The organism is Legionella fallonii LLAP-10 (assembly GCF_000953135.1).
Classification (GTDB): Bacteria; Pseudomonadota; Gammaproteobacteria; order Legionellales; family Legionellaceae; genus Legionella; species Legionella fallonii.
In genome coordinates this window covers 1,060,422-1,080,510 of record NZ_LN614827.1, presented here as the reverse complement: position 1 = coordinate 1,080,510, position 20,089 = coordinate 1,060,422, and the positions used below count along the sequence as shown (strand labels likewise).

Here is a 20,089-nt window from a genome sequence, read left to right as displayed (position 1 = left end):
AGTATAATATCAGTGATTTAAAGAAAACGGGGTTGGAGTTTTTATCTTATAACTCCAACCCCGCTTTAGAAGGTAACGTAGGCTATGCTTAGCTCAACCTATCATTATTATAGGGCAGCGATGTCGATAGTTCTCATCTTAACATCCATCTGCTTATTGCCCCTTTGTATTGAAAGGGTGATCTCTTGCCCTACTTTAATTTCAGTAAGTAAGTTATATAAAGCATCGTAACTTGCTACCGGATTAGCATTCACGGCTACTATTATATCGCCGAGAACAACACGCCCCCATGAGTCTCTATATGTCCCCTTCAACTTCATTTGAGCGGCTGGAGTATTCGGTAAAACATCAGCAATGAGAATGCCTTTTTTTACACCTAATTTTTGAGCTATGTGTGGCTCAACTCGTTGGATACCAATTCCTGATAAAACGACTCGACCATGCCTAATAATTTGTGAGACAACTCGTTCAATATCATCAGCAGGAACAGCAAAACCAATTCCAGCAGAAGAACCTGAGCGAGAATAAATCACAGTATTCAAACCAATTAATTGCCCAGCACTATTTAATAAAGGTCCACCTGAATTACCTGGATTAATTGGTGTATCAGTCTGAATCATATTACGAATTGTTACACCACCTATTCCTGGAACCTTTCTACCTAATGCAGAGATCACTCCTTTTGATAAGCTATGATCCAAACCGAAGGGATTACCAATAGCAATCGCTTTTTGACCAACCACTAAATCGTTTAAATGAACAATTTCAAAAGGTTTATACGTTTTTAAATAAGCCAACGCCTGTGGTGACCTAATTTCTAAAACAGCAATATCTTTGCGTGGTTCTATGCCGATTACTTTTGCAGGAACCGTCATTTTACCAAGGCTAACTGCTAAATCATCTGCGCCCTTGATAACATGAAAATTAGTGACTATATGACCTTTGTCGTCCCAGATAATCCCTGAACCAGCACCGTCTGGGATTTGTTTTTTAACTAGCGAATGACGGCTATTTACCGTTGCTAAACGATGCACATAAACTACTTTAGGAGAAGATTTCTGAAACACTTCTATAGTATTACGTTCATCAGGAAGAAGAGCATTTAAATCTACAGCAAATCCCGAGGTTGCCAAAGTTAAACACAAAATAAAAGAGATAAGTCCTAAACTACGTTTTTTCTTCATCGTCATACTCCATACCAGCAATACCAGGATCTTAATAGAAGCAACCTGGTACGTTCTTAACTTACCGTAACTATTCATTTCATGGTGTCAATTTAAATAATTGAGCACTTGAAGCCTGATTATTTGCAGACCGGATGAAATTTTAAATAACTCTCTCCCCGATTGCAAACCAACGCAAGTCGAGCTACAGAAACTTCAGTTAGAACCATTATACGAACAGTTACACTTATTAATTACTCATTGCGACATTTGGTAATATGTAATTATATTTTTATCCATCAAACATTAATTACCTCTTCAAATACAGGAATCAATTATAAATCTGAATTTTCCTCATCACATTTATATAGACTACGATTATTACTCCCTATTACAGCTACTGGATTAAACAGAACATACGTAAAATGCGCCATGCTAAAAAGACGTCATTTTTTGTAAGTCAGTTTAAAGTCATCAATTTTTTGCAATTCCTTCTAAAAAAAGAAAAACAGACTTTTAAAAAATGCCCACATGACTTTAGAATATTGTGGGCAGCGCAGTGTAATATAGATTGCCATATATGTCATCAATTAACCAAAAGAATAATTTTTAGGCAATCAATAACTTTGAATCACTTTCAGTATCAGAATCATCATTATCTTCTTCTTTAGATTCTTCAGGACTTTTATCAGACTCATCGATATCTATAATTTCATCATCTTTTTTGGGAGGTTCAGCTGGAGGATCATTGATTTCGTCCTCCATTTTTTCTACCTCATCTCTAGCGTCCTTTTCCATTTGTGTTTTATCGTAACCAATACCAGTAGAAATATTAAAATACTGCAATAAAAACTGTATTGGTGCCCAAATCATACTCTTAAAAGTAGATGTTCCAGCCTCAATACTTTGTTTCGCAACATGTTCGCTATTATCAATATGACGGAGATAAACCTTCTCTAAAAGACCAGAATGTTGTTTGTAAATAAAATCTAAACTGGCATTCCGCGATTTTTCTTGTTGTAACAAATACTCCTGTAAATCATCGCTTGTATCCCATAAAGAGGTTCTTCTTTGTTGCAACTGCTGCAACTCATTATCATAAAATTTAATTTCCTCATCGATTTCTAATTTTAATCGATCGCAAGCTGCCTTACGTTGACTAGAAGGAGAACCATCTACTATCGCCTCCGACTCTTTAATAGAAATTTGCGCATAACGCTCTACTAATTGTGCTTTTTTATGCAGAATATCCTCTATTTTAGTGTCTAGATACATAATGGCATCTTTGTTGGCTCCCAGCACTTTATAATGCGAGTCAAAGCGTTTATTGCTTTGCATTTGCTCGCGCATTTTTTCTAGCTCAGCTGCCTCTTGAGTTAGTGCTTTTCTTTGTGCTTCATCATTAGCATTTTTATCTCTACTCAACATCATCATTCTAATGAATGCAGCTATAGTCACTATTGCTCCAAATGAAGCGGCACAAATAAGCGCTATACTTAGTGGATCCATAGTAAGCTCCTTATCAATACAGCTGAATTAATTGAGTATGTATTTCAATAGCAAAATACTGGCTAAATGATTGAAATGAATTAACTGTAGGCCAGCTACTCGTTTGGTTTGACATGCGACTCATGGCTGTTTCAAAAATGGGCTTATAATATTGTTTTACAAAGGTTTTTATTTCTTTTATGTTGGGAAAATTTTTTACTAGTACCGTCGCATTTTCCATTATATGAGAAAGGGTTATTTCCTGTGCTATATCTTCTACCCCTTCTTCCTGCTCTGCCTGATCTTTTATCCATTTTAGTAATAAGGAACGAGGTTTAATTACGAGTAATTGCTTGCCGTCTTCTATAGAGGGTTCCATTAAAATGATATGCGAATGTAATTCGAATCTAAAACAGCACAGAAAATCTAAAAAGCTGTTTTCTATTTCGTTACGTGCATCATCCCCCAGCCATCGACAGATCTCATGACGAAACATGGGTGAAAAATTTTTTTCTATTTCGTCAACCGTTGCCTCAATTGACTCATACTTTTTAATAACGTATGCCGTACAATCTGTTTGCAACGAATTAAAACTAGGTAAATTTTTTTCAGGTAACTGAGAGGCAAGAAACGCTAAAAAGACGGTAGTGGGTCTTAATACCACTATCTCGGATGGCCCTTGATGCATATGACGATCTCCTTGTTAAACAACTCATCCTGAGTTCCTTTAAAAGTGTATTTACACACCAAATCCTAAAAAGGAAAACAACATCATATATTTATTCATGCTTAAACTAGACTTCTTTCGAAATGCTACTGTAAAAATAAAATAAAACCATACCTACATATCCAGTCTAGTTGGCCAATATAATAGTTTCAATAGAAATGCAATGTTTTTAGTTTTTCTACATAATTAAAATATGAGCAACTTCATTGGTTCAACAATTTATGACTACTCCCCAGGAGAATACGTATAATTGCTCTAGGTATATCTTGACAGAAAATCCTTTATCTATATGCTTCCTTTTTTATCTCAAGATTCTATCTTATGAAACTGTTAGGAAAACTGGCACTGACTATAGTCGCCCTATTATTCATTACCTCAATAACTCTATGGATACTCGCAAAAAATATTAATCCTGAAACGGTAAAAAAATTAGTTAACAACCAAATTACCATCCTTACCCACAAAAAAAGTCATGTAGATGGGGCCATTTCTTGGCAATTATTTCCTAGGCCTGGACTTAAATTTAATAAGATTATAATCGGTGATGAGCAGTTAAATGAAGAATACTCATTATCAATAGATACTATGCTCTTAAACTTGAAAATCACTCCTTTATTAAGGGGAAAATATGTTTTCAGTGAGGTGAGTATTGATGGACTAACAACCTCAGTGAATCTCGATGCAGCTCAAACATCTAAATCCCCAGACAATTCCGCTTCTAGTAAGAGTAACCCAACTAACTACGGGGAACAATTTGCTATTGAACGTTTATTAGTCAGTCGTGGTCAAATTACTATTCATAAAAATAATCATGCTACCGTATTTAAAAATTTACAAATCGGTATGGATCAATTTAATTTACAAAATTCCCCTTTTACATTGCAAATCAAAGCAAAGCTTAGTGAGTTCGCTGCAAATCCTTTGATAACAGCAACCATCAATTTTAAAGGCCGACTAAGCCTAACACCAGCCATATTGAGCCAATTCCCCAATGGAATTAATCAATCGACATCAGAGGGACAACTACTTCTACAAAATGTTTCCTTAAATCAATTTGTTATTAAAAAAGTTAGTGCCACTATTAAAACTAATAAACAAAGTATTCAGTTTAATCCCTTCACTTTATCTCTTTATGATGGTGAGTCTATAGGCACTATGGATTACTCTTATGCAACACAACAACTTTCGTTAAATCAGACAGCAACTAATTTAAATGGGAAACAAATTATGGCTGTCTTATTTGGTCACGACATACTTAGTGGTGCTCTTGATTACTCCATTCACGCAACCATCCCTGTCGAAAAAACAAGTATTACCAATATCTCCGGAAAAGGAAGTCTTGCTATTAAAAACGGAGAAATTTATAACATCAACTTGGAGCAGCTGCTCAACAGTCTCAAAGAAAAATTGGCTAATTTAGTTCCTGATAAGTCATTTGATCTTGGTAAAATTCAGCAACAACTGACTGATTGGGATAGCAGCAAATTCACTCACGGGAATACAACATTTAAATTGGCAAGCATGCAATACCAATTTAATAATGGAATATTGTCCAGTGATTCTATTTTATTGCAAACCGATAAATTACAAGTAAAAGGTCAAGGCTCGTTAAATTTGTCTACTGAGGAATTGAGCTCTAAGCTTCAAGCTAGTGTAAACAATACCAATAATGATCCCCTCATGCAAAAAATTCAACAAGCATTAGGCGGATACCTTCCTCTGATAATATCTGGTACTTTAGAACAACCTAAGATTTTGCCAGACTTTAAGCAAATTACTCCACTATTGGGTCTATTGATTAAAACTAATGTAGAGAAACCTGTAAATGAAATTAGAAATAGACTAAAAGGGTTATTCCATTGACAGATAAACAGTTATTAGAACAGTTTAGTGCCCCGCTATTAGCTTGGTTCGATGTACATGGACGCAAGGATTTACCCTGGCAATTTCCTCGCAGCCCTTATCAGGTTTGGGTTTCAGAGATTATGTTGCAACAAACCCAAGTACAAACGGTTATTCCTTATTTCGCTCGTTTTATGCAACAGTTTCCTACGCTAAATGATTTAGCTGAGGCTAAAGAAGACGATGTACTAGCTCTCTGGTCTGGACTAGGCTATTACAGTAGAGCCAGAAATCTGCATCACTGCGCCAAGATTATAAAAGAACACTACCAAAGTTCCTTTCCTACAGACCTAAAATCGCTAATTGAATTACCCGGAATAGGTCAATCAACAGCAGCGGCTATTTTATCTCAAGCTTTTAATAAGCCCGAGGCAATTTTGGATGGTAATGTAAAAAGGGTATTATCTCGTTTTTTTCTCGTAAAAGGATGGCCTGAGCAAGCTCAAGTCAAAAAAACTCTTTGGGAACTAGCTTATTCATGCATGCCAGAATACCGTTGCGCTGATTATACGCAAGCCATTATGGATCTGGGAGCTACCTGCTGTACAACTAAAAATCCCAATTGCATCTCCTGTCCGTTACAAGATAGCTGTCAAGCTTTTAAAAATAAAGAACAGCACCTATACCCTGAAAGAAAAATAAAAAAAACAGTCCCCGTTCAACAGCAACAGTTCTTAGTGCTCAATAGCGATCAAGGACTAATTTATCTTGAAAAGAGACCACCTTCGGGCTTATGGGGGGGATTATGGTGTTTTCCTAGTATTGATAAAGAAGATTGCCCTATTGATTTTATTCAACGCGAATATGATTTTAAAGGTGAAACACCCGAACCAATCATTGCTTTTAAACATCGATTTAGCCATTTTCATCTTGAAATCAATGCGCTTAGTATAAAGATTAGAATATTAGGCAAGCAGATCAAGGAATCTAAAGGGCAATGGTTCACCAAAGAACAGTTAACTTCTTTAGGCCTTGCTAAACCTACGAGTTTGATATTGTCTAAGCTGTAGTTGGGATAGCTTTTAATTTATCTTGCCTATATATTAGAAATCATTCCCGTATTATTATCCTAGAAAGAGCAATTTAATCCTTAAATCACATGTAGGAATAAACTTTTTTCTAAGATTATCTTTTTATAACCTATATTGAGCTACTCTATGAATAGTATCGTAATCTTAATCCTGAGCTTTATTGCTCTATTATGGGCCGCGAACCATATAGTTACTGGTGCTTCGGGTTTGGTTGCGCGTCTTCATCTTTCGCCATTTACTATTGGTTTAACAATTATTGCCCTAGGTACTACTATCCCTGAGTTAATAATATTCACCCTATCCTATTTAAAAAATAGAAATCATTTTATTATAGGAAATGCTATAGGGGCGAATATTGCCAATATTGGGTTGATCTTAGGTATCTCAATTCTGCTCAAACCGGCAAGTCTTAATTACAATGCCCTAAAAAAAACGTACCCTATAATCATTATCACCATGCTTTTTGTTTATAGCCTTATTCTTGATGGTTTTTTAGGCAAAATAGATGGTTGTTTGTTTCTAATTGCTTGTGTTGCCCTCATTATTTTATTTATTTATTTATCAAGTCGTAATCACCCTCAAGATCATTTTTTAAATAACTTTAAATCTGCTGTTATTTCCAGTCGATCTTTAAAATTAAATAGTCTCAGCCTTATTTTAGGACTGCTCATAATTCCTATAAGCAATAAATATTTAATTCTTAGTATTGCAGAGCTAGCTAAAAAAGTGGGGATGAATGAATACATCACAGGGTGTACTATCATTGCTATGAGTGCCACACTACCCAGTTTGATTACTGCGATCACAGCTGCTCTTAAGGCAGAAGAAGACATCGCTGCTGGAACCATCCTAGGCTCCAATATTTATAGTCTTTTATTAATTCTGGCATTTCCCACTATCATAATCCCGGCAAAAATAAGTACTACCGTATTGTGGCGAGACATTCCTGTAATGATTTCTTTAACAATATTGCTAATTTTCTTAAATTATCAGTATAAAAAGAAGCTCTCATTCTGGCATGGGGGTATATTACTTATAGTTTATTGTAGTTATGTTATTTCTTTAGTGATTAAAGCTCATAATTAACATAGGCTGGCCCTTGGGCTCAACCTATTATCTAACCGGAGGGGCCTTCCCTAAAATTTTAACCGCGTCCATGGCATCAGGTTGGCCTAGTCTTGCGGCCATGTGAATCCAAAACCAAGCTTTATCCCTATCTTCTACCACTCCCTGCCCATAGTAATACATATAACCAACAGCATATTGAGCATCTCGCTGTCCCTTTTCCGCTAGAGGCTTCAAACGAATAAACGCACTTCTGTAATCTTGTAATCTAAAGCTTTCTATACCTTGGTGTAAGCTTAGTGCCCCTGTAGCACAGGCAAACAACATGGGAATAAAAATAATGATTGTTATTAAACTAAATATACGACGCTTCATGCTCTCTTTATTCCTCTTTTAAAGGCTCTGCCGCAGGTTCAAAGATTAAATCATTTTTAGGTAAACTTAAACTTTCTAGCGCACCATTTCGTTCAACCAAAATTCCATGAGCCATAATGCGTTTAATTACAGCTCCACCGGGGATTTTATCCCCTATTCTATAAGTATTTTCTTCGCCTCCAGAAGCACGAATGATAACTTGTGACTCTTTAGATACATCGCCTAGTAAAATTCCCACTAAAGTAACATTAAGCATAGATTTTTTCACATTTCCCTCATTAAGGTCATTAGGGACATAAACCCCGAAAAGAGATGAGTTCAAAATATAATTAGAGGTATCTTCTTTTGTTTTATTTCCAGAAAGTGTATTCGCCCCAGGAGCAATAGAAGTAACCCCAACAGGAAAGACAAGCTTACTATATTCGAAAACAATCAATAAAGAAAAAAGGGAAATAAAACCAATAACTATCCATTTTGCATATTTAGATGAAACCAAATAATGAATATCAAATTTCATGTACTAAAAACCCTTATTAACCTAATGTGAGCCCGGCATACAAGGAGTATCTTAAACTCACCGAATGTCGTCAGCTTGAATTCATGTAGCCTGGTTACAAGCAACCAGGCTACAATTATGCTACAAATTAATAGATACTCATCCTAACACATAATATCTAACAAGGTATAAACCTAACACGAAATGGATTTAAAATCATTTGCTAAGGATTACTCATGAATAAAGAACCAATTCAGCCCCATATCCAATTAGCGATCATGTCCCGTGATTATGTAATTTCAAGGGCTATTCATGCTATTGCTCATTTAGGTATTGCCGACTACATGTCAGATCGCCCGATAGATGTCCATGAATTGGCTCATTTAACGTCAACCGTTCCAGAGTTGTTAGATAGGATACTAACCTTTCTGTCTGCTTATGGTCTTTTTATCAAAGAAGGAAATTCTTATGCCCTAACCTCATTATCCGCCCCGTTAAGGCAGGATCATCCTAATTCAATGCAAGATATATTAAGTATGGTTGATGAATCATGGTGGCAAGCATTTGCCCAATTGGAAACAACGCTTAAAACAGGAGAAACTGCATTCAAAGTACAACATGGTTTGGAGTTCTTTGATTTTCTCAATCAGAATCCAGAAAAGAAAATACGATTTCAAAAAGGAATTAGCAAATTATCTGCTCTTGATGATAAGGCGATTACCCAAGGATATAATTTTGACCAATTCAAAACCCTTACCGATATTGGGGCGGGACATAAAGAATTATCGCAGGCAATTAAAGAACAATGCCCCTCCATCTCTATTCATTTATTTAACCTCGTTGAACACATTAACAAATATCCTTCAGATGATTATTGGTTATCCCTTCCTAAAACCGAATCCTATCTTTTTAAAGGAATATTGCATGATTTTGATGATGAAAAAATAGTAAGAGTTCTTATCGATTGTTACCAACATATGTCTCAGCATTCTTCCTTAATTATTGCCGAGCAGGTTATTCCAGAACATGATTTACCTCATACGAATAAAACTATGGATATAGTGATGATGGTATTGCTGGGCGGCAGACAACGAAAGCTGGATGATTGGCGTGAATTAATCGAGTCTACAGGCTTTAAGCTAAAAAATACCTACCCAACTAAAGGCATCTACACTGTTATGGAGTTTTTGAAAGATTATACATAAAATATGAAAATACATAGAACTTCATCCTCATGTTAATGTCTCTGGATTAGTTGGCATTTTTATCCCGCACAAAAAAACTCTCTATTACCCTCTCAGAACAAAAACTGAAGGTGTCCTCGTTATAAGTCTTAGGGAATCAATCTGGTTTGAGCTAAAAACAAAGATTTGCACTAGATTGCTTCGCTTCATGCGTAAAGACGGCAAAAAATGTTGTCCTGTACAGAATTTATTATCTTTGCTTAACGTTTACTTAACGTATTCTTAATTTTAACAAGCTATAATGTAAATAATTTTATCCTAATCTTAATTGAGGCATCTATCTAATGGCAAACTTTAATGTCCGCTTTGATCAAGCGTTAAATGTATCTGGTGCATTTGATAACTGTTTCTTTCATACCTATTTACTTCATCTTTTTGCCAATGACTTAGATTTGCCAGAGGATTTATTTACTTTTAAATCCATACTAGGTGACAAAGGTCCGGCAGCGGAATTGCAAAAACGGTTTCCTGATATCGATTCTTTATCAATATTTGCAGAATATGCCCAACGACAATCCCCTGAGCGTCCCCCTGTTTCCCCAAACTTTATTTTTGAAAAAACATTAGTTCTTGGCTTCTTAATGCGTGAATGGTTCGCGACAACCATGGCTCAGAATCTTACAATAGCTAACTCTCTTGAAGCTGAGACTATAGAGCAATTTAAAAACTATAAAGAATTCCGTGCATTCATGGAAAAAGATCAGTTATTAAGCGGTGCTGAAGGTGTTTTATACGCGGCAAATGAACAATTCCTAGAATACTTTTGTGCACGTCCAAAGGAAGGGGCTTTAACTGCTCACGAGAAGCGATTTGAACAATATTTTACTGATGCACAAGGGAATGTAACTCAAGCTTTAAAAAATTTTTGGCAAGACAAAGGATACCAAAACTATTGCCAACTTATTGCACAACCAAGCACCAAACTTTCCTACGCTGACCTGGGACCAGTAATAGAAATATTGAAACAACCCCTTACTATATATGATGCCACCAATCGCGCAACAAAGATAAAAGAAATTGCAGGAAATGAAGACACTCCAGAGATGGAAACTAAACTCAATGTATTAGAAGGCCATTATTATCTACTTAGAACAGAACAAACCGCACCTCTTTTAGGCGAATATGAAAGTAGCTTAAAACAATATACGAAGGAAAGAGCAGAAGTACTAGAAGTTGAAGGTAATAAATTGAAAGCGGCTAACGCTAAGTCATCTCTATTCGTTGCTGCTATCTGTCCTCCAGGCCAGATGGACCAACCGCCATTTAATTTATTACTGAAAAAAGTAGATGAGGTGAATCACTTTGTGCAATTTCATAAACAGGAAGAAGCACAGCAAAAAAAAGCATTACTCAAAGAAACATATCTCAAGATGGTTGGACAAGATGGGCTTGCAATTCAATCCATTGAGAATAGCTATATCATTAGCAATACCGCAGACTATGTAGAAATTTTGCGGGCAGCAATAAAGCAAAATCCACAGGCATTGCAACATGCTTCTTCCCAGCAAGTCTATGCCATACTAAGTCATAAAGGACTCTACATTCCTATCCTTTCTGAAGCAGTAAAACAAAATCCCTTAGCAATTCAGTGGGTTAATCGCGCTTTTGTCAACAATCATCCGGAAGAATATGAAAAGATCGCTATTGCAGCAGTACAACAAAGCAGCGAAGCACTTTTCTATGTTCATCACGATTATGCAGATGCCCATTTCAAAGAATATAAGAATATAGCTCTTATTGCAGTACGGCATCATGGTTTGTCACTAAAAAATATCAGGGACAGAATATTTGAATACAAGAGACCAGAGGATTACCAACTATATAAAGAGCTAGTTCTAAGCGCGATGCAAAGCAATCCCGAGGCACGCCAATATATTAATTGGGAATATCTCAAAAATGCCCCTGTTGCAGTCCGTGCGGCTATAATTGAAACTGTAGTGAAGCACGATGGTCTTCTTTTAGAGAAGGTATCCAATTTAGACTATCAATATTTAAACGGTGTGGGGCTATTTGCCCGTATAGCGTATGACGCAGTACAGCAAAATGGTTTAGCACTTCAGTTTGTTACAGGAACCCCCTTAAGAAATCAAGCGGAAATTTATGAGAAGATATGTACTGCTGCAGTAAAGCAAAACGGCGAAGCACTTAGCTTCGTTCATCGTGATTATATTGAAGATCACATTCCTGCCTATCAACAAATAGTTTATAACTCGGTGCAAAGCAATGGTTTAGCACTTCGTTCTATCAACGAAAACATGTACAAGGCCCAGGAACCAAAGGATTATGAGCTGTATAAAAACATCGTTTTAACCGCTATGAGAAATCATCCAGAGGCACACCAACATATTAATTGGGAATACCTCAAAAAGGCACCAGTTGCAGTGTGCGCCGAAATAGCTCAAATAGTAGAAAAAAAACAAGAGTTACCTCCTTCTGTTATTAAAGAACTAAAAGAAATACAACAGCGCATCCAACACGAAAAACAAAGTGTGAAAGCTCAAGAAGAAAAGCAACGGCTCGCTGTTGAGCAACGCAAAGCTCAAGAAGAAAAGCAACGGCTCGCTGATGAACAACGCAAAGCTCAAGAAGAAAAGCAACGGCTCGCTGATGAGCAACGCAAAGCTCAAGAAGAAAAGCAACGGCTCGCTGATGAGCAACGCAAAGCTCAAGAAGAAAAACAACGGCTCGCTGATGAACAACGCAAAGCTCAAGAAGAAAAGCAACGGCTCGCTGATGAACAACGCAAAGCTCAAGAAGAAAAACAACGACTCGCTGATGAACAACGCAAAGCTCAAGAAGAAAAGCAACGGCTCGCTGATGAGCAACGCAAAGCTCAAGAAGAAAAACAACGACTCGCTGATGAACAACGCAAAGCTCAAGAAGAAAAGCAACGGCTCGCTGATGAACAACGCAAAACTCAAGAAGAAAAACAACGACTCGCTGATGAGCAACGCAAAGCTCAAGAAGAAAAACAACGGCTCGCTGATGAGCAACGCAAGACTCAAGAAAAACAACGCCCCTCTGAAGAGGAGAACAAAGCTCAAAAAGAAAAACAACGACTCGCTGATGAACAACGCAAAGCTCAAGAAGAAAAACAGCGACTCGCTGATGAACAACGCAAAGCTCAAGAAAAACAACGACTCGCTGAGGAGCAACGCAAAGCTCAAGAAGAAAAACAACGACTCGCTGAGGAGCAACGCAAAGCTCAAGAAGAAAAACAACGACTCGCTGATGAGCAACGCAAAGCTCAAGAAAAACAACGACTCGCTGATGAACAGCGCAAAGCTCAAGAAAAACAACGTGAAGAAGAAGAGCCTCATCGCAATGAAAAAGAGCAAGCTGGCAAGCCAACTGAGCCTAATCATTATCATGAGGAATTCAATAAAGCTATTCATGTGCTAAAGGACAAAATGGATGAGTTCCAAAAGGAACCAGATTTTGCAACAGATCAGAAGTTACAAGATGCTTATGGCGCTGCAAATGCGCTTTATGCCGCCTTAGAAGACCAAGGAAATGAATTTTTCACAAAAGAACCCAGTCCTGCGAGCTACAAAAACTTCAAAGATAATTGTAAAAGACATGTGCAGGAGGCTAGGGAAGTACTAGATCAGCATAGAGGATGGGGAAGAATATTGCTAAATGTTTTTGCTATGATAATCACTGCAGGTATAGGGTATGCTATCGCGGCTGGTGTCAACATCGCTGTGAACAAAGGTAAATTCACCTTCTTCGCTACAGACAGTTCTGAAAAACTTTCTACAATTGAAGATTACATAGAGAATAAAGCGAATAAAGCGGCTCCTGCTGCCTAAAAAAGCACTGTCTCGAAGAGTTGATCAAAGCCTTCGAGACAGTGCCTCGCACTTCCTCAGGCCGAACGAATCTAAGAAATACCTAGACTCCATCGCAGGAGAAGGTTAGGAAGAGAGCCTCAGAAGGATATTTCTTCCTTACCCTAACAGCTATAGACAATTTGTTGCCAACCTAGAAGTAAGAAAAAATTAATTGTATTAGGATTGATGCAACATAGAACTAAAAATTCCTTTCGGATCGAATTCTTTTTTCAAATTTATCCAGGAGTTATATTGTTCACCAAAATGGTTGATCCAATAATTTGCAGATAATTTCTGACCTAAAAACCCTGATAAATAACGCTTACCTCCACTGGAAATAAAACATTCATCAAGAGTTTGTATTGCCTGCATACAACTCTCTTTAAGAAAACCCGGTATGCCAGGATTTAAAATCATAAAAGAATAGACTGACTCCCCCTCAGGAAACATTAAAAATCCACCACTCTCTCTTGCCATAGGAACTACATGAACAATATTGGCATAATGAATGGGTAATTGGTGTAATAAATCATTGAGGTACTTCTTTAAAACCGTTGCGGTTATAAAACATTCATACCAGGGATGAAATAAATCCCATTGTCCCAGCATTTTCATTACATCAAATCGTGAGTTATGCCTTAGGAAATAGGATAAAATATCTTCCTCTTGTGAATGAATTATCTGCCAAGGTTTTAAACCCTTAATAACATCATTTAACGCAGGAGCAATCTGCTCATGCTCTACAGAAAAATGTAATCCATAAAGCCATTGTGCTATAGGCACTCTTTTGCCTTCTTTTAATTTTGCTCCCTGCACTGATGGCGAGCAAAATAACTCCATATAGTCTGCCCTACTTTTTACTTTTTCTATATCCTCAAACCATTGATCTTGTGACGAATAAACCAAGAAAAAAGTAGCTACTTGAGTTTGTACAGGCCTTAATTGGATACAGGCTTTGGTAATGACAGCAAAACGTCCTTGGCCTGACAAGCAGGCATGAAATAGCGGTGAATCATTTTTAACAATATGTTTATTTCCTAATCCATCAATCACTTCCAAGGCTGCTACATGGGCATTAATTGCTCCATATTTAAATGAGGAGGATCCCACACCTCCAGCAGACAGTACTCCCGCTACCGATAAATTACAATTATAAGGCAGTACAAATGGAGCTTTGTGTTGTTGTAACGATACGTTAAGTAAGTCAGACCAAGTAGTATTGGCTTCAACCCAAATGGTGTTTTCTTCTAAATCCAAAGGTTTGTTAAAATTCCGCATGGATAAAGTTAATCCACCAGGCAAAGGCAATGCTTGTCCGCCTTGGCTTAATCCATTGCCACGAATCGTTATCGGTAGGCTATGTTGATGAGCAAATGCAATTAGTGATTGTAGAGAGCTTAGCTGCTGAGGAAGGCATACCGCCGATGGAGGAGAGTGAATTAATTTACCAAAATCTTGACTAAAAAAAGCAAGCGTTTGTTCATCACTGAACAACGCTTGCCCTGTGTCCTTTTTATGCTGCTTGATTACTACTGAATTCCACTGGTTGAGTGACGACATGTTGATTCCTTTCTTTAGCTTGTTCTAATCGTTTAGTACATGCAATAACTAGTCCATCTAGCATCTTATTGAATGCTGCATAACATCTATCTACCATTTTTAATCCTTCACGACGTGTATTGATTGGTAGTCTTCTTGCGAAGATATTTCGTTCCATTTCTTCTTCGAATAGAGCGTGTGCCAACTCTACTTCTAAGTGAGAACTAGAGAAGTATTTAAGATTTTTATCTTCCCCAGTTTTCCTCACTTGCTGGACTACCTTTTCAAAGAACACATGTCCTGATGATTCTATCGTTAACAGTAAAGCAACATTTAAAATTTCTTCATCCAATTGATACATTTCTGCCATTATTGTGTAGGCAGCATCCCGAATTAATTGAGAGTCTTTACAGTATAGCCAAGCTACATCATCTCGGCCACAAGATGGATCTTGACTAAATTGACTCATGTATTTTTTATCGCTCAAAAACCATTTTTCATGACCTGCATCTTCTAATCTATGGTGACGAGCAACTTTCTTAAGATAAGGATCATTAACTCTTTCTTCATTAATACGGAGTATATCTTGGAATGTCATAGCCCAAAAAGTTAGTTCAGGAACAAAATAGCTAATTTCTTCAAGGCTATTTAGTTGTTCTAATAAACTAAAAAAAGGATGGCTCATAAACTCGCTTTGTTTTGAATCTATATAAGTTTGAATAGTTTTCATGATGACTGACTCCAAGGAAAATATTTATTGACAATTTAATCCTTGCAGCTGACGTGCCAACTTTTTTACCTTTTTTATCAAATAAAGACCTATAAATTACTGTTTTTTCCTTTTCCCCACGATAAATCCCCAGGTAGCGACAAAAAAATGCCCCTGTTTCTAATGCATCTGACAATTTTTTGACCAAAAAATATTCTTTAAAATGAACAAATTATTTTTTCCTAAAAAATATTTGCCAATTTTTTGTCATAATTAATCATTAATTTATCGACTTCCAGCCAATTTACCTCACTTACTTCATTTATGGAATGACAAATTTCATTTAAAAATGTCGCCTGTAACTCCCCTACTGCCATAGCCTGAGCATAGGGAGTATTAGTAAACATCACTAATACATGTTTTGATGCATAACGATCAGGATAACGATGCATTAGTTCACGTTCAATTTGTTTTTGCAGTAAAAACTTAGGACTTCGGATATCGGAATGGATTTCGTGGTAATTGTCCATAGACATTTTTGCTACAGCATCAGTGTTGATCTTTCGTTGTCCATAGAAAACGGGCATTACTTTAGACCAATCATCTTTAAATTGATTTAATAGCTCATCAAGAATACGACAATCCTCAAAGGCACTATTCATTCCTTGTCCAAAAAAGGGAATAATTCCGTGCGCGGCATCCCCAATTAATAAACATTCATCTTTATAATACCAAGGGGTACATTTTATAGTACTCATATGACCTGTAGGATTTTCAAAAAACTCTCGAACCAACTGAGGCATTACCTTATAAGCGTCAGGAAACTCCTTACTAAAGAAAGCGATTAAACGCTCTTCATTATCTAAGGTGGCAAAACTATTATCCCCTTCATTAGACAAAAATAAAGAACCAGTAATTGAATCGTCAGGATTAGGGTTACCAAGCAACATAAAAGAATCTCGTGGCCAAAGATGGAGATGTTCTCGAGCCATACCTACTGTATGATTTTTACTTATTGATAATTCTTTATAGCCATGAGATAAAAAATCTCGAGTTGCCTCAACTAGACCAACCTCTTTTAAGGCATCTCTCAAATAAGAATGAGCCCCATCAGCTCCTATTAATCGTTGGTAAGTATGTTCAATAGATTCTCCGTCCTCAATTTGAAACCGGATTTTTTTATTAAAAAAATCAATATGTTGCAATTTCATTTCAAAATGTAAATGAATATTTTCGTATTGTTCCGCTTTATTAAGTAATAATGCATTGAGATCGGTGCGTGAAATAGCATTAATATACTCATTTTGATGTCGACCAAAAGGTTGATATTGCACATCTCCATTAAGTTGATGTATTGCCCGTGCACGCATTGGAACCATGATTTTATTGACTTCATCCATTAAATTCATTGCTTGTAAGCCGGTAATTCCTCTGCAAGAAAGAGCCAAATTAATAGAGCGCCCATAATCAACCGGACTATTACGTATGTCAGCTCTTGACTCAAATAGCTCAACCACATAGCCACGTCTAGCCAAATATAAGGAGCAAAGAGTTCCAGCTAAACCGCCACCAATAATAGTAATTTTTTGCATTATTCCTCCTTAAATTAGGATCTTTGTACGTTATGTCTTCTCCCTAATCCTTACTTTAAAGTAAGTTTGGTCTTGACCCAAAATAGGACTCTTGTTTAAATCAACATATTCTTTGTTGGGCCAAAACCCAACCTACAATTCCCCGTTTACTCCATAGCTCAAAGTCTATGCCTGTCATCAACAAAACCCATTAGATGAGCACAATACTTAACCTCGACCTTAGCACATGATGCTTAGGGGGCACATTACTACATTCAAGACTATAGGCCATGAACAGTTACGATCATGTTCCATTACGTAAACACTTACTATTATCCATATATATCCCTTGGTTTTTTACCAAAAAATAAAATAGTGCAACTGTATAAAGTAACGCCATTTCAATGCGCTAACAATTACACGTTATTACTTATTTAAAGCCCTGCAAGAATTGTACCGGATTTATGAGTTCATTAGATAAATGATGAATTGTTTTGTGCCTGAGTCTATTGGCAAGATTAGAATAAGACCTTGATTACGCTTGTGGTACATCAAGGCTACATTTGCTTCAAAGATTTTTCTTGAGAACTCAGACGGTAATAGCTTAGCCATTAATTCTTAATTTTTGCATCATGAAGGCCGCGTATAAATTCATAAATTTTATCAGCGGTTTCTGGTGCTTTATAATAATACCCTTGAGCAAAATCACAGCCATGAGCAGTAATAAAATCTCGCTGAAATTCGTTTTCTATTCCTTCTGCCAGTACCTCTATATTCAGGCTATGCCCTAAATTAATAATGGCTTTAGCAATGGCCGCATCATTTTGGTTCGTAGCCATTTCACTAATAAAAGAACGATCAATTTTTAATTTATCTACCGGAAACTGCTTCAAGTAAGACAAGCTTGAATACCCTGTTCCAAAATCATCAATGACTAACTTAATACCCATATCTTTTAATGCATACATGGTTTCAACAACGTGTTCAATGTCCTCAATTAACAAACTCTCAGTCAACTCAAGCTCTAAATGCTTGGACTGAAGACCTGTACTTTTCAAAATTTCCGCCACCAAATCAGGTAGGTTAGTTTGACGAAATTGGCGTCCAGATATATTGACCGCAACACTTAAATTTTTAAGCCCTTGCTTTTGCCAACTTTTAAGCTGTGTACAAGCTTCTCTTAGTACCCATTCCCCTATATCAAGAATCAACCCGTTTTCTTCAGCCATAGGAATAAAATTTACTGGGCTTACCATACCTAAATTTTTACTATTCCAACGTAATAAAGCTTCAAACCCTACTACTTTAGAACGCTTCAAATCAATTAAGGGCTGATATACCAAATACAACTCATGATTTTTTAACGCATCTCTTAAAGCGGTATCCAACTGCATATGATTGATAACCCTTCGATTCATCTCAGGTTCGAAAACTCTATAGGTATTTCGTCCGTTATCTTTTGCATGATACATAGATAAATCAGCGCTTTTCATTAAGGACTCATAATCTTGTCCGTCACGCGGATAAAAACTGATGCCAAGACTAGCTGTAATTTTTAGGCTATGCTGATCAATTTGGATCGGTCTTGCTATTGCATGTAACAAATCTTGAGCCATGGTTTCCGCTTGCTTCATCTCATCAAGATTAGAAAGCAAAATAACAAACTCATCTCCCCCTAATCGGGCTACGGTGTCAAAATCATCAGTAGCAATTAACAAACGATTAGCAATAAATTGTAATAATTTATCACCCATATTATGACCTAAGGTATCATTGGTCATTTTAAAACGATCTAAGTCCAAAAATAAAAATGCTAATATTGTATTTTTCTTTTTTGCTTGCAAAATAGCTTGTTCCACCCGGTCCATTAACAAGACCCGATTGGGTAGATTGGTCAGAGAATCATAAGTGGCCTGCATTATGAGTTGATTTTCCATATCCCGACGTTGGGTTATGTCATTTAAAATACATACATAATGTTTCACATGGCCTAAAAGATCTTTTACAGGAGCCACGCTGATTTCGCACCAAAATACTTCGCCATTTCTGCGAATATTTTCCATCTCAACGGTTTCTTCTCGTAGCTCTCTTATAGCCAGTTGGATTCTCTTATTATTCACTTCATCAACATCTATTCCTTGTAAAGTATGTAAGCTCTTTCCTAGAGCTTGCATTTCAGGATAACCAGTCGTCCTTTCAAAAGCTTTATTAACATAAATCACTTTATTTTCATTTTTAGAAATATCAATGATTGCTATTCCATGGGTACTGGCTTCAATAGCTCGCTCACGAATACGCAGCTCGTCTAAAGCCATACGCTTTTGGGTTACATCACGGAAACTATAGACTCGTCCTACTATTTGATTACCGACACGTTGTGGTTGAGTAAAACGTTCATAAATACGACCGTCTTTAAAAGTTAGCTCAGGTAACTCACCTTGCCATTCGGGATTTTGATAAAGGTATTGCACATCAGAAATCAATGATTGGGGATCGGTTAATTGCTCTAAAATATAATCAAAACTAATGCTTTCTTTTCCAGATTCCATCATATAAGAAGGAATACGCCACATTTCAACAAATTTCTGATTCCAATCAACAACGGCTCCTTGGCCGTTAACCATCATAATTCCATCAGCAGTTGATTCTAGAGTAGCGCGCAATATAGATAGAGACTTTTCCAGCTCGGTATTCTTTTTAACAATTTCATCCGTTTTGATTGAAATATTATCAGTCAACGGTCTATTTTGAGTACGTTTAAATTCGGGTTGATTATGATACCACTGCTCAAGCAAAACAGATAACTCGGGATGTGTTCCAACGATTCCTAACACTTCTCCAATGTCTGTCAAAGAGGGGTCTTTGCCCCTCTTTTTGATCAATTCTGCGGCAGAGGCAACTTTTTCATAATCGATTTCTTGCCTACGCATGCATCCCTCACTAGAA

14 protein-coding genes are annotated in these 20,089 nt (G+C 36.8%); 5 read left to right on the top strand and 9 right to left on the bottom strand.

Going from position 1 to position 20,089, the window contains the following annotated elements:
• Positions 1–107: 107 nt before the first annotated feature.
• From LFA_RS04325 to LFA_RS04315, 3 genes are all read right to left on the bottom strand, one after another.
• A complete protein-coding gene (locus LFA_RS04325) occupies positions 108–1,184 on the bottom strand; it encodes a S1C family serine protease (protein ID WP_045095079.1) in 1,077 nt (358 codons plus the stop codon).
• A 588-nt stretch (positions 1,185–1,772) separates the two neighbouring features.
• Positions 1,773–2,672 carry a LapA family protein gene (locus LFA_RS04320; protein WP_045095078.1) on the bottom strand — a complete coding sequence of 300 codons (900 nt, stop codon included), beginning with the start codon at positions 2,670–2,672 and terminating at the stop codon, positions 1,773–1,775.
• A gap of 13 nt (positions 2,673–2,685) precedes the next feature.
• Positions 2,686–3,339, bottom strand: coding sequence for a hypothetical protein (locus tag LFA_RS04315; RefSeq protein ID WP_045095077.1), 654 nt, complete (start codon positions 3,337–3,339; stop codon positions 2,686–2,688).
• 360 nt (positions 3,340–3,699) lie between these two features.
• On the opposite strand from LFA_RS04315, the gene LFA_RS04310 reads away from it, so the two are divergent.
• The 3 genes from LFA_RS04310 (at position 3,700) to LFA_RS04300 (ending at position 7,397) form a co-directional block, all read left to right on the top strand.
• Positions 3,700–5,241 (top strand): AsmA family protein, encoded by a 1,542-nt coding sequence (locus tag LFA_RS04310; protein ID WP_045095076.1) that lies wholly within the window; start codon positions 3,700–3,702, stop codon positions 5,239–5,241.
• Entirely contained in the window at positions 5,238–6,290 is a 1,053-nt protein-coding gene (mutY, locus tag LFA_RS04305) for an A/G-specific adenine glycosylase (protein WP_045095075.1), read from the top strand. The genes LFA_RS04310 and mutY overlap by 4 nt, the downstream gene beginning before the upstream one ends.
• 147 nt (positions 6,291–6,437) lie before the next feature.
• Complete coding sequence (locus tag LFA_RS04300; protein ID WP_045095074.1) at positions 6,438–7,397, top strand: sodium:calcium antiporter; 960 nt, start codon at positions 6,438–6,440, stop codon at positions 7,395–7,397.
• A gap of 27 nt (positions 7,398–7,424) precedes the next feature.
• Here LFA_RS04300 and LFA_RS04295 read toward each other — a convergent pair whose 3' ends face one another.
• A complete protein-coding gene (locus LFA_RS04295; RefSeq protein WP_045095073.1) occupies positions 7,425–7,751 on the bottom strand; it encodes a tetratricopeptide repeat protein in 327 nt (108 codons plus the stop codon).
• A 7-nt stretch (positions 7,752–7,758) separates the two neighbouring features.
• A complete protein-coding gene (locus LFA_RS04290; protein ID WP_045095072.1) occupies positions 7,759–8,268 on the bottom strand; it encodes a type II secretion system protein N in 510 nt (169 codons plus the stop codon).
• Between the two features lie 215 nt (positions 8,269–8,483).
• On the opposite strand from LFA_RS04290, the gene LFA_RS04285 reads away from it, so the two are divergent.
• Entirely contained in the window at positions 8,484–9,452 is a 969-nt protein-coding gene (locus tag LFA_RS04285; protein ID WP_045095071.1) for a methyltransferase, read from the top strand.
• A gap of 323 nt (positions 9,453–9,775) precedes the next feature.
• Positions 9,776–13,303 carry a Dot/Icm T4SS effector Ceg23 gene (gene ceg23 / locus LFA_RS19750; RefSeq protein WP_052673852.1) on the top strand — a complete coding sequence of 1,176 codons (3,528 nt, stop codon included), beginning with the start codon at positions 9,776–9,778 and terminating at the stop codon, positions 13,301–13,303.
• Positions 13,304–13,501: 198 nt separating this feature from the next.
• Here ceg23 and LFA_RS04275 read toward each other — a convergent pair whose 3' ends face one another.
• From LFA_RS04275 to LFA_RS04260, 4 genes are all read right to left on the bottom strand, one after another.
• The gene (locus tag LFA_RS04275; RefSeq protein ID WP_045095070.1) at positions 13,502–14,884 is read right to left on the bottom strand and encodes an FAD-binding oxidoreductase; all 1,383 of its coding nucleotides are present in this window, start codon (positions 14,882–14,884) and stop codon (positions 13,502–13,504) included.
• Complete coding sequence (locus LFA_RS04270; RefSeq protein ID WP_045095069.1) at positions 14,838–15,593, bottom strand: hypothetical protein; 756 nt, start codon at positions 15,591–15,593, stop codon at positions 14,838–14,840. Before LFA_RS04270 ends, LFA_RS04275 begins: the two co-directional genes overlap by 47 nt.
• A gap of 221 nt (positions 15,594–15,814) precedes the next feature.
• Entirely contained in the window at positions 15,815–17,164 is a 1,350-nt protein-coding gene (locus LFA_RS04265; RefSeq protein ID WP_045095068.1) for an FAD-dependent oxidoreductase, read from the bottom strand.
• 590 nt (positions 17,165–17,754) lie between these two features.
• Positions 17,755–20,073 (bottom strand): EAL domain-containing protein, encoded by a 2,319-nt coding sequence (locus tag LFA_RS04260; protein ID WP_045095067.1) that lies wholly within the window; start codon positions 20,071–20,073, stop codon positions 17,755–17,757.
• Positions 20,074–20,089: the final 16 nt, after the last annotated feature.

Coding starts and splice junctions, on each gene's coding strand:
- LFA_RS04290 (WP_045095072.1), bottom strand. CDS start 8,268: ATGAAATTTGATATTCATTATTTGGTTTCATCTAAATATGCAAAATGG.
- LFA_RS04295 (WP_045095073.1), bottom strand. CDS start 7,751: ATGAAGCGTCGTATATTTAGTTTAATAACAATCATTATTTTTATTCCC.
- LFA_RS04285 (WP_045095071.1), top strand. CDS start 8,484: ATGAATAAAGAACCAATTCAGCCCCATATCCAATTAGCGATCATGTCC.
- LFA_RS04275 (WP_045095070.1), bottom strand. CDS start 14,884: ATGTCGTCACTCAACCAGTGGAATTCAGTAGTAATCAAGCAGCATAAA.
- LFA_RS04270 (WP_045095069.1), bottom strand. CDS start 15,593: ATGAAAACTATTCAAACTTATATAGATTCAAAACAAAGCGAGTTTATG.
- LFA_RS04260 (WP_045095067.1), bottom strand. CDS start 20,073: ATGCGTAGGCAAGAAATCGATTATGAAAAAGTTGCCTCTGCCGCAGAA.
- LFA_RS04315 (WP_045095077.1), bottom strand. CDS start 3,339: ATGCATCAAGGGCCATCCGAGATAGTGGTATTAAGACCCACTACCGTC.
- ceg23 (WP_052673852.1), top strand. CDS start 9,776: ATGGCAAACTTTAATGTCCGCTTTGATCAAGCGTTAAATGTATCTGGT.
- LFA_RS04310 (WP_045095076.1), top strand. CDS start 3,700: ATGAAACTGTTAGGAAAACTGGCACTGACTATAGTCGCCCTATTATTC.
- LFA_RS04300 (WP_045095074.1), top strand. CDS start 6,438: ATGAATAGTATCGTAATCTTAATCCTGAGCTTTATTGCTCTATTATGG.
- LFA_RS04320 (WP_045095078.1), bottom strand. CDS start 2,672: ATGGATCCACTAAGTATAGCGCTTATTTGTGCCGCTTCATTTGGAGCA.
- LFA_RS04325 (WP_045095079.1), bottom strand. CDS start 1,184: ATGAAGAAAAAACGTAGTTTAGGACTTATCTCTTTTATTTTGTGTTTA.
- LFA_RS04265 (WP_045095068.1), bottom strand. CDS start 17,164: ATGCAAAAAATTACTATTATTGGTGGCGGTTTAGCTGGAACTCTTTGC.